Genomic DNA, 13,543 nt, shown 5'->3' on the forward strand with positions numbered 1-13,543 from the left:
AGAGATTCATGACCTTGACCGGCAATATGTTGATCGGCGCCCAGGCCGTAAAGGGGGCCGGCGCCCCGCTGCACGCCATCGACCCGGCCCGCGGCGAACCGTTGCAACCCGGTTTCTGCGCCGGCACCGCCGAGGACGTGGCGCGCGCCGCGGAACTGGCCGCCGCTGCGTTCGACCCCTACCGCGCCGCGCCGCTCGAGACCCGCGCGCAATTCCTCGAAAGCATTGCCGAAGGCATCCTGGCGCTGGGCGACGCGCTGATCGAACGCACCCACCTGGAAACCGGCCTGCCGCTGGCCCGCCTGCAGGGCGAGCGCGGCCGCACGGTCGGCCAGCTGCGCCTGTTCGCGCGCGTGGTGCGCGACGGCTACTTCCTGGACGCCACCGTCGACCCCGCCCAACCCGACCGCCAGCCGCTGCCGCGCGCCGACCTGCGCCTGGCCAACGTGCCGCTGGGCCCGGTGGCCGTATTCGGCGCCAGCAACTTCCCGCTGGCGTTCTCGGTGGCGGGCGGCGATACCGCGTCGGCGCTGGCCGCCGGCTGCCCGGTGATCGTCAAGGCCCACAACGCCCATCCCGGCACCTCCGAAATGGTGGGCCGCGTGATCCAGCAAGCGGTGGCCAAGCACGGCCTGCCCGAAGGCGTGTTTTCGCTGCTGTTCGGCGCCGGCAACGAGATCGGCACCGCGCTGGCGACGCACCCGGCCATCACCGCGGTCGGCTTCACCGGCTCGCGCCGCGGCGGCCTGGCCCTGGTGGCGGCCGCCAACGCGCGCCCGGTGCCGATCCCGGTGTATGCCGAGATGTCCAGCATCAACCCCGTCTTCCTGCTGCCCGCCGCCCTGGAAGCGCGCGCCGAGACCATCGCCAAGGGCTTCGTCGAATCGCTGGTCATGGGCGTGGGCCAGTTCTGCACCAACCCCGGCCTGGTGATCGGCATCGAAGGCCCGGCGCTGGAGCGCTTCCGCCAGGCCGCCGGCCAGGCGGTGCAGGCCAAGGGCGCCGCCACCATGCTGACCCCCGGTATCTTCTCGGCCTACGCGCAAGGCGAACAGGCCCTGGCCGGCCACGCCAGCGTCGCCACGCTGGGACGCGGCGAAGCCTCGCGGCCCGCCGCCAACGCCGCCGGCCCCGCCGTATTCGGCACCGACGCCACCCGCTTCCTGGCCTCGCCCGAGCTGGAGGCCGAAGTGTTCGGCCCCGCCTCGCTGGTGGTGGCATGCCGCGACGCCGCGCAGATGCGCGCGGTGGCCGAGCACCTGGAAGGCCAGCTGACCGCGACCCTGTTCGTGGACGACGCCGACGCCGACGTCGCGCGCGGCCTGCTGCCGGTGCTCGAACGCAAGGCCGGCCGGATCCTGGCCAACGGCTATCCCACGGGCGTCGAAGTCAGCCATGCGATGGTGCACGGCGGCCCGTTCCCGGCCACCTCCAATCCCGCCTCGACCTCGGTCGGCGCCACCGCCATCCGCCGTTTCCTGCGTCCGGTCTGCTACCAGGACCTGCCCGACGCGCTGCTGCCCGACGGCCTCAAGCGCGCCAATCCGCTCGGCCTGCCGCGCATGACCGACGGCGTGCTGTCGGCCTGACGGCACGCCCACGGGACGGCGGCACCGGCGCCGCCGTTCATTCACCCCTGCCTCGGTCCGATTTACCGACCCCGCGCCTCTCCGGGTGGGGGGCCGGCGCCACACGCCTTAACGAGATCTTGAGACGCGCCTTCCTAGAATCGCTAACGATTCTCATTGGCACTTTTCCTGGAACCCGATCATGGCGCAGTACAAACCCTCTCATCCCGGCGCGATGGCGCTCAAGACCCTGGGCGTGGCGCTTGGCGCCGCCGCCAGCGCGCAGGCGCAACCCGCCAACGACAACGCCACGGTGCTGGCGCCGGTGACGGTGCAGGCCGACAGCCCCGCGCCCTACAAGGCGGAACGGGTGCAATCCGGCAAGTTCACCGAGCCGCTCCTGAACACCCCGCAGAGCATCACCGTGGTGCCCCGCGAGGTGCTGGAGGAACAACAGGCCCAGAGCCTGCAGGACGTGCTGCGCAACGTTCCCGGCATCACCTTCAGCTCCGGCGAGGGCAACCTGGGCTGGGGCGACATGTTCACCATCCGCGGCTTCTCGGCGGAACAGAGCATCACCGTCGACGGCATCCGCGACGCCGGCATGTCCAGCCGCACCGACATCTTCAACCTGGAGCGCGCCGAGGTCTTCAAGGGCACCGGCTCGATCGAGTCCGGCGTCTCCGCGGTCGGCGGCAGCGTCAACCTGGTCAGCAAGGAAGCCCGGCTGGGCTCGTTCTACAAGGCGTCCGGCGGCCTGGGCACCGACCACTACCGCCGCATCACGGCCGACCTGAACCAGGAACTGACCGACAGCTCGGCGCTGCGCATCAATCTGATGCGCCACCACAACGGCGTGGCCGAGCGCGACGTGACCGAGTTCGACCGCTCCGGCATGGCGGCCTCGCTGGCGATGGGGCTGGGCACGCCCACCCGCGTCACCCTGAACTACCTGCACCAGGAAGACAACAACATTCCCGACGGCGGCGTGCCGATCCAGCGCGGCACCGGCGGCCAGCGCATGCCGAACGTGTCGCGCAACGCCTGGTACGGCGATCCGTCGCTGTACACCGAACAGACCCGCACCGACCAGGCCACCCTGAAGGCGGAACACGATTTCAACGACCGCGTGCGCCTGTCCAACATCAGCCGCTGGGAACAGACCGACCGCATCGGCGTGCTGTCGCCGGCGCGCCTGAACAGCACCTCGCGCACCTCCTACGGCTACGCCGGCGCCGGACCGCTGGTCAACAGCGCTGACGGCATCCCCTCGTACAGCGGCTATGTGCCGCTGGACAACCCCAGCCCCTACGGCCAGCTGCGCGGCAACGACTTCGGCACCTCCAAGCGCTACACCATCCTGGCCAACCAGACCAACCTGAGCCTGGATTTCCAGACCGGCGCCATCAAGCACCAGCTGGTGACCGGCGTGGAGTTCTACAAGGAGACCTACGGCGACCACGAACGCACCATCAAGGCGCCGTCGACCAACCCGACCTTCGACCTGCGCAACAACGGCGGCGTCGACATGGGCGGGGTCGACACGGTCAAGGGCGCCGACGGCAACCGCGCCGAGGTCTTCAACACCGGCCTGTACGTGGGCGACACGCTGACGCTGACGCCGCAATGGCTGCTGCAGGGCGCGCTGCGCTATGACCGGTTCCGCGTCACGCAGGTCACCGGCTCCGCCGGCAAGCACAGCACCAACCGGGTCGAGGACGGCGCCTGGAGCGGCCGCCTGGGCGTGACCTACAAGCCGGCGCCCGAAGCCAGCCTCTACGCCGCCTACAGCCAGGCCGCGCAGCCATCCGCGCTGGGCGCCTCGACCAACAACAACATCTACGGCGCCACCGGCGGCGACAGCTACAAGCCGGCGGTGTCCAAGACCTACGAGCTGGGCGGCAAGTGGGACCTGGCCCAGGGCGACCTGTCGCTGACCGGCGCGGTGTTCCGCACCGAGCTGTCCGACTCCTGGGAGTATGGCGACGACGCCACCGACGTGGTGCGCGCGCTGCCCGCCAAGCGGGTCGACGGCATCGAACTGGGGCTGGCCGGCAACCTCACCCCGCGCTGGTCGGCCTTCGCCGGCGTCAGCGCCATGAAGAGCCGCATCACCAAGGGCGCCAACAGCGGCGAGGAAGCCAAGAACGTGCCCGACCTGACGTTCAACCTGTGGACCACCTATGCCGCCACCGACAAGCTGTCGCTGAGCTACGGCGCGCAATACGTGGGCAAGCGGCGCTACACCGACAACAAGTACGTGGGCGGCAAGAACAACAACAGTTCCACCGTGTCGGGCCCGTCCGGCACCCATCCCATCTGGGTGCGCGACGACGAGAAGGCGCCGTCCTACTGGCTGCACTCGGTCGCCGCGCGCTACCGCGTCGACAAGTCGCTGACCCTGGGCATGAACGTGGAGAACCTGTTCAACAAGTTCTACTACAGCCGCGTCGGCGCCTCGCTCGACGGCTTCCAGCTCTATGGCGTGCCGGGCGCGGGCCGCACCGTGACCTTCACGGCCGACCTGGCGTTCTGAGGTCCACCCGGAACACGCTGCCCTGCCCTGGCGCCGACCGCAGCGAGACGCGCCAGCCCTGGTGCTCGCAGATGCGCCGCACCAGGGACAGGCCCAGCCCCAGGTTGCCGGCATCGGGCTGCGCGCCGCGCACGAACGGGCTGAAGACGGCTTCCTGCCGTTCCAGCGGGATGCCCGGGCCGTCGTCGGCCACCTGCAGGTAGTCGGGGCCGGCGCTGATTGTGACCCGCGCGCCCGGGCCGGCATATTGCAGCGAGTTGCGGATCAGGTTGGACAGCAGCGCGCGCAGCAAGGGCGCGGGAAAACGCGGCGCGTCGGCCTCTCCGGCCGCCGCCGGCGCATCGCCTGGACCCGCCATGCTCGCCTGCGCCGGCGCTTCGAGCACCAGCGACATGCCACGCCGTTGCGCCATCGCGCTCCAGGCCGCCAACTGTTCGCGCGCCGCGCCGCCGGCGCTGTCGCGCGCGAACTGGTCGCCGGCATCGCGGCCGCGCGCCAGCATCAGGTAGGTGTCGAGCCGTTCCCCCATGTCGGCCGCGGCCGCGGCGATGCGCCGCACGCGGGCGCTGCCGTCGGCGTCCAGGCCGGGCTCGTCCAGCAGCAGCTCGCAGGAGCTGGAAATCACCATCAGCGGCGTGCGCAGTTCATGGCCGACGTCGGCCGTGAACAGCTGTTCGCGCCGCAACGCCTGTTCGAGCTGGTTGTAGGTGGCGTCGAAGGCGTCCGCCAGCCGGCCGATCTCGTCCGGCGGATAGTCCGCCGCCAGGCGGGTCTGGGGCGGCTGGGCGCCGCGCGCCGTGACCTGCGCCGCCAGCCGCGCCAGCGGCCGCAGCATGCGCCGGGTCGCCAGCGTGCCCAGCACGAACGCCAGCACCAGGCCGCCGGCCAGGCCGCTGACCACGGTCCAGTGCGAAGTGGACTGGTTGCGTTCGTACTCGGTGTAGTCGCGCAGCAGCATGTAGCGCTGGCCGTCCTTGTCGTCCACCATCACGTGCCAGACGCGGCCGTCGCGCTCGATCTTGTGAAAGCCCGGCGCCAGCCCGCGCAGCCATTGCGGAAACGCCGCGCCGCCCGGTTCGCCGTGGAAGAACCGGTGCGGCCGGCCCGGGTCGATGCCGGCCAGGAAGTCGCTGCGGACGCGCTCGACCGCCATGCCCATGTCGATGCGCTGCAGGTGGACTTCGAGCGTGTTCACGCTCCAGATCGAGACCCAGGTCAGCACGCCGCCGACCAGCAGCGCCAGCAGCAGGTAGGTGCGCACCAGATAGCGCGCCAGCCCGCGCCGCGCGCTACGCATCGTCAACGGCCCGCAACTGGTAGCCGATGCCATGCACGGTGTGCAGCAGCGGCGTGGCGAACGGCTTGTCCACCACCTGGCGGATCTGGTGGATATGGGTGCGCAGGCTGTCGCTGTCCGGCGGCGAATCGCGCCACAGCGCCTCTTCGAGCCGGCCGCGGTGCACCACCGCGGGACTGGCGCGCATCAGCAGCATCAGCAGTTGCAGCGGCGACGGCGGCAGCCGCAGCGCCTGCCCGCCGCGCGCCAGCGCCAGCGTGCCGGTATCCAGCGTCAGGTCGCCGACCCGCAGCACCCGCGCCGCGCCGGCGCCGCTGGCGCGGTGCAGCAGCGCCTTGGCGCGCGCGGCCAGCTCAGCCAGGGCGAACGGTTTGACCAGGTAGTCGTCGGCGCCGGCGTCGAACCCCGTCAACCGGTTGTCCAGGGTATCGCGCGCGGTCACCATGATGACCGGGGTATCGCAGCCGGCCTCGGTGCGCAGCCGCCGGCACAGGTCATAGCCGTCCAGCCGCGGCAGCATCAGGTCCAGCACGATCAGGTCGAAGCCGCCCTCGGCCGCCATGGCGTAGCCGCGCAGCCCGTCCTCGGCGCAGTCGACGATGTAGCCGCGGCGCGTCAGGTGGTGCGTGATGTTGGCGAGGATATCGGGGTCGTCTTCGATGACAAGAACGCGCATGGGGCGGAGCCGGGAATGGAAATCAATCTCAGATTGTAAGCGCGACCGCGATCCGGCCACGCACGCGAACCGTTTCGCGGCGGGGCCGCCACCGCCTGGCGAGCGTCTTAACGAATTCTTGAACCCCGATGGCGGAGACTGCCTGCCGATAGGAATGGTTCGCGTTACCCGCAAGCCCGCGGGGCGTGTCGTGGCCACTGGATCGGGATCTCCCATGCGTTTGAAAATCATGTTCCGCGCGGCGCTGGCCGCCACCGCCCTGCTCTGCGCCCTGCCCGGCGCCCAGGCCCGCCAGGTGACCGACCTGGCCGGCCGCGTCGTCACCGTGCCCGATCATCCGCAGCGGGTGCTGCTGGGCGAAGGCCGCTTCGTCTTCGCCATGGCGCTGCTGGATCGCGCCGACCCGGTGGCGCGCGTGGTCGGCTGGCAGGGCGAACTCAAGCAGCAGGATCCCTATTCCTGGCAGCAACTGATCAAGCGCTTCCCCAAGGCGGCCGACGTGCCGCTGATCGGCACCACCTCGGAAGCCAGCGTCAGCCCGGAGAAGATCGTCTCGCTCAAGCCGGACGTGGCCATCTTCAGCCTGAGCGGCCATGGCCCGGGCCGCAACAACCCGATGATCGCGTCGCTGCAGCAGGCCGGCATCCCGGTCGTGTTCATCGACTTCCGCCAGCATCCGGTCAAGAACACCGTGCCCAGCCTGCGCATCCTGGGCCAGGCGCTCGACCGCCCGGAACAGGCCGAGCGCTACATCGCCTTCTATGAGTCGCACCTGGCCAAGGTTCGCGAGCTGGTGCAGCCGGTGCCGCAGGCCGAGCGTCCGCGCGCATTCGTCGAGATGCTGGCCGGCGTCTGGCCCGCCTGCTGCCACACCACCGGCAACGGCAGTTTCGGCGACCTGCTGGAAGCCGCCGGCGGCGTCAACGTCGCCGCCCCGGTGCTGCCGGGCGCGATCGGCGACGTCAGCATGGAGTTCCTGCTCAAGGCCCAGCCGCAGGTCTACATCGCCACCGGCAGCCGCTCCGACCCCGGCCGCCCAGGCCTGCTGGTGGGCCCCGGCGCCGCGGCCGAGGTCTCCGCCGCCAGCCTGTCCACCGTGCTGCAACGCGACGGCATCCGCGACCTGGACGCGGTCAAGCGCGGCCGCGCCTTCGGCATCTGGCACGCGTTCTACAACTCGCCCTACAACGTCGCGGCGATCGAAGCGATGGCCAAGTGGCTGTACCCCGTACGCGCCGCCGCGCTGGACCCGGACGCCACGCTGGCCACGCTGTACCGCGACTTCCTCGACGTGGACGGCGCCGGCACCTACTGGACCGCACCCTCCGCCCGTTGATGGCAAGCAGGCACGCCATCATGCAGACTTCCGCTACCGTCCTCGCCGCCGACGGCGTCCTGGACGATCCCGTCGCCCGCTACCATCGCACCCGCCGGCGGCGGCTGGCGCTGGCCCTGGCGCTGGCCGTGGCCATCGCCATCAGCCTGTTGGCCGACATCGCCACCGGCCCGGCCGGCCTGGCGCCGCTCGACCTGCTGCGCACCCTGCTGCACCCCGACGCCGCCGACGCCGGCACCCGCGTCATCGTCTGGCAGTTCCGCCTGCCCTACGCCCTGATGGCGCTACTGGTGGGCCTGGCCCTGGGCCTGGGCGGCGCCGAGATGCAGACCATGCTGGACAACCCGTTGGCCAGCCCCTATACGCTGGGCGTGTCGGCCGCGGCCGCGTTCGGCGCCTCGCTGGCCATCACGCTGGACTGGCACGTGCCGGCGCTGCCGCCCGGCATGGTGGTGTCGCTGTCGGCCTTCGCCAGCACCCTGGTGTCGGTGCTGATCCTGGAGCGCGTGGCGCGCTGGCGCGGCGGTTCGACGCTGGGCGTGGTGCTGTTCGGCATCGCCCTGGTGTATTCGTTCCAGGCGCTGGTCATGCTGCTGCAGTTCATCGCCAGCGAGGAAGCGCTGCAAGGCATCGTGTTCTGGACCATGGGCAGCCTGGCGCGCGCCACCTGGACCACCGTCGGCGTGATGGCGGCCGCGCTGGCGCTGGCGCTGCCGTTCTCGTTGCGCGACGCCTGGAAACTCACCGCCGTGCGCCTGGGCGAGGAACGCGCCGCCAGCTTCGGCATCGACGTCAAGCGCCTGCGCCTGGTGAGCCTGCTGCGGGTCAGCGCGCTGGCGGCGCTGGCGGTGTCGTTCGTCGGCACCATCGGCTTCGTCGGCCTGGTGGCGCCGCACATCGCCCGCCTGCTGCTGGGCGAGGACCATCGCTACTACCTGCCCGGCAGCGCGCTGGCCGGCGCCCTGATCCTGTCGCTGGCCTCGGTCGCCTCCAAGACCGTGCTGCCCGGCGCCCTGATCCCGGTCGGCATCGTGACCTCGCTGGTCGGCATTCCCTTCTTTCTCACCATCGTCATCCGCGCCCTCAAGCGCGGCTGACGCCTTTCCCTGTCCCCGGAGACGCCTCCCCATGCAATACCGTTACCCGCTCGCCCTCGTCGCCCTGCTGGCCACCGGCGCCGCCCACGCCGCCGATCCCGCCTGCAGCATCGACGTCGAAGGCCAGCCCGGCAAGAAGTTCGCGCCCAACCACATCGTGGTGCCCGCGACCTGCAAGGACTTCACGGTGCGCCTCATCCACACCGGCAAGAACAGCAAGGAAAAGGCCGGCCACAACTGGGTGCTGACCAAGACCGAGGACATCGACGCGGTCATGGTCGACGGCATCAAGGCCGGCGCGGCGCACGACTTCCTGGCGCCCGGCGACGGCCGCATCCTGGCCAAGACGCCGATGCTCGGCGGCGGCGAAACCGCCACCGTCACGTTCCCGGTCAGCCGCCTGGCCGCCGGCCAGTCGTACACCTTCTATTGCTCGTTCCCGGCCCACGCCCAGCACATGCGCGGCACGCTGGCGCTGCAGCCCTGACGCCATGGCCTCGCTGGAGATCCGCTCGCTGACCGCCGGCTACGGCAACCGCCCGGTGCTGCGCGGCCTGCGGGCGGCGCCGCTGCCCGAAGGCACGCTGACGGCCCTGCTGGGACCGAACGGCAGCGGCAAATCGACGCTGCTCAAGACGCTGGCGGGGCTCAATCCCATGCTGGGCGGCGACCTGCGGCTGGACGGCGCGGATTTCGCCGGCCTCTCTCCGGCCCGCCGCGCCGAGCACGCCATGTACATGCCCCAGGCCCTGCCCAAGGGCGTGCACATGACCGTGCTGGAGTCGGTGCTGGTGGCGGCCCGCTCGGGCCGCGCGCGCCAGGGCGGCGACGCCTTGATGCGCGAGGCCATGCAGGTGCTGGCCGAACTGGGCATCGGCCATCTCGCCAGCCGCTACCTCGACGAGCTGTCCGGCGGCCAGAAGCAGCTGGCCTCGCTGGCGCAGGCGCTGGTGCGGCGGCCGCGCCTGCTGCTGCTGGACGAGCCGCTGTCGGCGCTGGACCTGAACTACCAGTTCCACGTCATGGACGTGCTGCGGCGCCAGACCGTCCGCCACCGGCTCATCACGCTGGTGGTGCTGCACGACCTGAACATCGCGCTGCGCCACGCCGACCATGCGCTGCTGCTGCACGGCGGCGTCCTGCTGGCCGAAGGCCCGCCGCGGCACGTGGTCACGCCCGATACGCTGCGCCGCGCCTATGGCGTGCTGGCGCGCGTGGAGCGCTGCCCGCAAGGCCAGCCCCAGGTGCATGTGGACGGGTTGGCCCATCATGGGTTGGCCCATCATGGGCTGGCCCATCATGGGTTGGCCGCCTAGATCAGAAACTGCCGGTACGCCTCGTTCGCCGTCTCTTCCCAATGCGCGTAGCCCAGCTGCGCCAGGAAGCGGTCCAGCGCCGCGTCGTCCGCCAGCGGCGCCTGGATGCCCACCAGCACCGAGCTGAAGTCCGCGCCCTGGTTGCGGTAGTGGAACAGGCTGATGTTCCAGTTCGGCGCCATCGCCGACAGGAACTTCATCAGCGCGCCCGGACGCTCCGGGAACTCGAAGCGGAACAGCCGTTCGCCGCCCGCCAGCGGCGAGCGTCCGCCCACCATGTAGCGGATGTGCTGCTTGGAGACTTCGTTGTGGCTCAGGTCGCTGACCGCGAAGCCTTCCTGCTCCAGGCCGCGCATGATGTCCGCGCCCTCGCCGCGGCGCGCGATCTGCACGCTGACGAAAATGCGGGCGGTGTTGGCGTCGGCGATGCGGTAGTTGAACTCGGTCACGCTGCGCGCGCCCATCACGGCGCAGAAGCGGCGGAAGCTGCCGCGTTCCTCGGGCAGCGTCACGGCGAACACGGCTTCGCGCGCCTCGCCCACCTCGGCCCGGTCCGCCACGAAGCGCATGCGGTCGAAATTCATGTTGGCGCCCGAGGTGATCGCCACCAGCGACTGGCCCTGCGCGCCTTCGCGCTCGACGTACTGCTTGAGCCCGGCCAGCGCCAGCGCGCCCGCCGGTTCCAGCACGCTGCGGGTGTCCAGGAACACGTCCTTGATCGCCGCGCAGACCGCGTCGGTATCCACCAGGATGACCTCGTCCAGATACTGGCGGCACAGGCGGAAGGTCTCCTCGCCCACCAGCTTGACCGCCGTGCCGTCCGAGAACAGCCCGACCTCGGCCAGGCTGACCCGCTCGCCCACCTGGATCGACTGCGCCATGGCGCTGGAATCGACCGTCTGCACCCCGATCACCTTGACCGACGGATCCACCGCCTTCATGTACACCGACACCCCCGCCGCCAAGCTGCCGCCGCCGATCGGCACGAACACCGCGTCCAGCCGCCCCGGGTGCTGGCGCAGGATCTCCATGCCCACCGTGCCCTGGCCGGCGATGACGTAGGGATCGTCGAACGCCGGGATGAAGGTCAGGTCCTGGTCGCGGGCCAGCGTCTGCGCGTAGGCATAGGCATCGCTGTAGGAATCGCCCGCCAGCACCACCTGCACCGTCGGGCCGCCGAAGGCGCGCACCGCGTCCACCTTCACCTGCGGCGCGGTCTGCGGCACCACGATGGTGGCCCGCACGCCGAGCCGGGCGGCGGAGATCGCCACGCCCTGGGCGTGGTTGCCGGCCGAGGCCGTGATGACGCCGCGTTCCAGCGCCGCCTGCGGCGTGTTGCGCATCTTGTTGTAGGCGCCGCGCACCTTGAACGAGAACACCGGCTGGTTGTCCTCGCGCTTGAGGTGCACGCGGTTGCCCAGGCGGCGCGACAGGCCCTGGGCCAGGTCCAGTTCGGTCTCGCGGGCGATGTCATAGACCCGCGCCGTCAGGATCTGGCGCAGGTATTCCATGGGCGCGGCATGGCCCGGAGTGAAGGGGTCGGTCTCGGACGTCTTGGCGGTGGCGGCTTGCGGTTGTTGCATGAAAACTCTCTGCGGCGTGGGGGCTGGGCCCGGCAGAGGCGGCAACAAAAAACCCGCCTCGTGGGGCGGGTTTGTTTGACTGACTGCGGTCGCGCGTTAACCCACCATTCCAGGAATGATGGTAATAATCAGCGAAATGCGGACGGCGCGGGAAGTCATGGGCCGTAGCTTCCCGCATGCGCGGCCGTTTGTCAAATCGGCCTTTCCGGCGCGCTTGCGGCCGGCCTGCACGGATGCGGGCTTGGGAGGTGCCCGCACAGGGCGCCTGCACCGGGGGCCTACAGATAGGCGCCCGCCTGCGGCGGCAAGTCATCGATCGGCCGGTGCTTCGCCAGCTGCGCCAGCACGCCGCGGAACATGTTCTTCCTGCCGGCCGCGTCCGGCACCCGCCGCACGAACAGGTATTCGAAGTGCGCCAGCAGCCGGCGCAGCAGGCCCGCGTCCAGCGTCAGCAGGATCTGGCGCAGGTCGTCCGGCAGCACCTCGTCGGGCGAGGACAGGAACAGCCCCATCTGCGCCCGCGTCAGGGGCTTGGTCCGGTACAGCGTCTCGCAGGCCGTCAGGCAGGCCTGGCGGTCGTCCAGCGCCAGCAGCGTGGTGCACTTGAGCACCATCAGGAACACCTGGAACTCCGAGCCGGCCTCGGCCAGCTCGATGCCCTGGTCGAAGTAATCGATGGCCTCCCGCAGGCGCCCGCGGTTCAGCCGCAGCTGGCCCAGCACCGCGAAGGCCGACGCGAACGCGGTGCTGCGGGCGAAGGCCTCCTCGGCCAGCGCCTCGGCCAGTTCCAGATGCCCGTGGCTGACGAAGCACAGCAGCTTGGCGGCCGCCAGCGCCAGCATCGGGTTGTCGCGCACGTGCGGCAGCGCCTGGAACACCAGCGCCTCGATCTGCGGCTCCAGCGCGGCCGGATCGGCCGACAGGTCCAGCACCAGCCGGGAATACAGGTGCGAAGCCCACATCAGCGCCGTCTGCGGATCCTCGGGCTGCTCGGCGCGCAGCTTGCTGAGCTCGGCCTCCGATTCGAGCCAGCTCTGCGGAGTGCGCGACAGGAGCACGGCGGCGCGATGCAGGCGCAGCTCGATCGGTTCGTCGGTGGGGCCGGCCACGCCGCCCCGGGCGCGCGCCAGGTTGCGCCAGATCTCGCTCTTGATGGCGGCGGCGAACGTCGCGGCGGCGGTGCGGCCGACCTCGGCCTCGTCGGTCGGCGCGATGGTCCAGCGCTCGGCGCGCAGCGCGGCGCCGCTGGCGGCTTCGCGCAGCACCACGGCGCAATGCACCCCGGCGTCGTCCTGGCGCAGCCCGACCTCGACACGGAACGGCGCGCCGGCTTCGTTGGCGGCCGCCAGCGACAACAGGCTGACGCCGCGCTCGCTCGGCAGCCGCGCCCGCAGGGCGCCGGCCAGATCGGTCAGGAAGGCCCGCACGCGCGGCTCGGCGCGCAGGGCCTCGGGGCCGGCCGCCGGGCCGATGGCGACGTAGACGTCGCCGCCCGGCCCCGCCTCGCGCGCGGCGACCCAGCTGTAGCCCTCGCCATAGCTGGTGGCGATGAAGCGCGGCGCGCGGGCCGAATCGCCAAGCTTGCCGCGCAGGCGGTTGATGAGCAGGTCCACGCTGCGCTCGAGCGCTTCGGCGTCACCGCGCTGGGTCGCGTCCAGCAGGCGCTGGCGCGGCAGGATCTGGCCAACGTGTCCGGTGAGCAGCGACAGGGCCGCGCTCTCGACCGGCGTGAAATGGATCGTCTTGCCATCGGTACGGCTGGCGTAGCGAAACTTCGGATCGAACAACAGATTGCCAAACCGCATGCATCCCTCCACGCCGGGGCTGTACAACGCCCATCGTCATCCGGCGCCCCGCGCTTTCCCGCCCGCCAGGCGGCGCGGGAAGTTGCCGAATATTAGCCAATACTTGCAGGCCGATACCAGCAGGTTGCGCCGATTTGGCGCCATTCCTGGGGGAAAAATCCGGTTTTTCGGCCCCAAACGCACGGCCCGCGGACGATTGGCGCCCATTTCCGCGCCCGCCGGGCGGGCCACAGTATTACAATGTTTGGTTCGTGGCACTCGCACTTTCCAGGCGGTCGGGCAATTGGACCAGCAATAAAGGACGGGCGGCGCCATGTTGAGCCGATCGG

General features: G+C 70.8%; 10 protein-coding genes. 6 read left to right on the top strand and 4 right to left on the bottom strand.

The window, feature by feature from the left end; genetic code table 11:
- Positions 1-8 precede the first annotated feature (8 nt).
- Positions 9-1,589: an aldehyde dehydrogenase (NADP(+)) gene (locus tag H0523_RS21415; RefSeq protein WP_054430496.1), complete on the top strand. Its 1,581-nt coding sequence runs from the start codon at positions 9-11 to the stop codon at positions 1,587-1,589.
- A gap of 181 nt (positions 1,590-1,770) precedes the next feature.
- Positions 1,771-4,104 carry a TonB-dependent receptor gene (locus H0523_RS21420; protein ID WP_054430497.1) on the top strand — a complete coding sequence of 778 codons (2,334 nt, stop codon included), beginning with the start codon at positions 1,771-1,773 and terminating at the stop codon, positions 4,102-4,104.
- On the opposite strand, the gene H0523_RS21425 is transcribed toward H0523_RS21420, so the two are convergent.
- Positions 4,082-5,434: a sensor histidine kinase gene (locus H0523_RS21425; protein ID WP_231691887.1), complete on the bottom strand. Its 1,353-nt coding sequence runs from the start codon at positions 5,432-5,434 to the stop codon at positions 4,082-4,084. The genes H0523_RS21420 and H0523_RS21425 overlap by 23 nt on opposite strands.
- On the bottom strand, positions 5,394-6,077 hold the full coding sequence (locus H0523_RS21430; protein ID WP_054430499.1) for a response regulator transcription factor: 684 nt from the start codon (positions 6,075-6,077) through the stop codon (positions 5,394-5,396). The genes H0523_RS21425 and H0523_RS21430 overlap by 41 nt, the downstream gene beginning before the upstream one ends.
- A gap of 214 nt (positions 6,078-6,291) precedes the next feature.
- Here H0523_RS21430 and H0523_RS21435 point away from each other — a divergent pair, with 214 nt between their 5' ends.
- The 4 genes from H0523_RS21435 to H0523_RS21450 are packed head-to-tail and all read left to right on the top strand — an operon-like array spanning position 6,292 to position 9,826.
- A complete protein-coding gene (locus H0523_RS21435) occupies positions 6,292-7,413 on the top strand; it encodes an ABC transporter substrate-binding protein (RefSeq protein ID WP_054430500.1) in 1,122 nt (373 codons plus the stop codon).
- Between the two features lie 20 nt (positions 7,414-7,433).
- Positions 7,434-8,510, top strand: a complete 1,077-nt coding sequence (locus H0523_RS21440) for a FecCD family ABC transporter permease (RefSeq protein WP_054430501.1) — start codon at positions 7,434-7,436, stop codon at positions 8,508-8,510.
- A 31-nt stretch (positions 8,511-8,541) separates the two neighbouring features.
- Entirely contained in the window at positions 8,542-8,997 is a 456-nt protein-coding gene (gene azu, locus H0523_RS21445) for an azurin (protein ID WP_054430502.1), read from the top strand.
- Positions 8,998-9,001: 4 nt separating this feature from the next.
- Positions 9,002-9,826, top strand: coding sequence for an ABC transporter ATP-binding protein (locus tag H0523_RS21450; RefSeq protein WP_054430503.1), 825 nt, complete (start codon positions 9,002-9,004; stop codon positions 9,824-9,826).
- On the opposite strand, the gene ilvA is transcribed toward H0523_RS21450, so the two are convergent.
- Positions 9,823-11,409: a threonine ammonia-lyase, biosynthetic gene (gene ilvA / locus H0523_RS21455; protein WP_082380311.1), complete on the bottom strand. Its 1,587-nt coding sequence runs from the start codon at positions 11,407-11,409 to the stop codon at positions 9,823-9,825. The genes H0523_RS21450 and ilvA overlap by 4 nt on opposite strands.
- A gap of 278 nt (positions 11,410-11,687) precedes the next feature.
- Positions 11,688-13,214 carry a winged helix-turn-helix domain-containing protein gene (locus tag H0523_RS21460; protein WP_054430504.1) on the bottom strand — a complete coding sequence of 509 codons (1,527 nt, stop codon included), beginning with the start codon at positions 13,212-13,214 and terminating at the stop codon, positions 11,688-11,690.
- Positions 13,215-13,543 lie beyond the last annotated feature (329 nt).

It is taken from the genome of Achromobacter insuavis (assembly GCF_902859645.1).
GTDB lineage: Bacteria > Pseudomonadota > Gammaproteobacteria > Burkholderiales > Burkholderiaceae_B > Achromobacter > Achromobacter insuavis.

Coding starts and splice junctions, on each gene's coding strand:
- H0523_RS21440 (WP_054430501.1), top strand. CDS start 7,434: ATGCAGACTTCCGCTACCGTCCTCGCCGCCGACGGCGTCCTGGACGAT.
- H0523_RS21415 (WP_054430496.1), top strand. CDS start 9: ATGACCTTGACCGGCAATATGTTGATCGGCGCCCAGGCCGTAAAGGGG.
- ilvA (WP_082380311.1), bottom strand. CDS start 11,409: ATGCAACAACCGCAAGCCGCCACCGCCAAGACGTCCGAGACCGACCCC.
- azu (WP_054430502.1), top strand. CDS start 8,542: ATGCAATACCGTTACCCGCTCGCCCTCGTCGCCCTGCTGGCCACCGGC.
- H0523_RS21425 (WP_231691887.1), bottom strand. CDS start 5,434: ATGGCATCGGCTACCAGTTGCGGGCCGTTGACGATGCGTAGCGCGCGG.
- H0523_RS21460 (WP_054430504.1), bottom strand. CDS start 13,214: ATGCGGTTTGGCAATCTGTTGTTCGATCCGAAGTTTCGCTACGCCAGC.
- H0523_RS21430 (WP_054430499.1), bottom strand. CDS start 6,077: ATGCGCGTTCTTGTCATCGAAGACGACCCCGATATCCTCGCCAACATC.
- H0523_RS21450 (WP_054430503.1), top strand. CDS start 9,002: ATGGCCTCGCTGGAGATCCGCTCGCTGACCGCCGGCTACGGCAACCGC.
- H0523_RS21420 (WP_054430497.1), top strand. CDS start 1,771: ATGGCGCAGTACAAACCCTCTCATCCCGGCGCGATGGCGCTCAAGACC.
- H0523_RS21435 (WP_054430500.1), top strand. CDS start 6,292: ATGCGTTTGAAAATCATGTTCCGCGCGGCGCTGGCCGCCACCGCCCTG.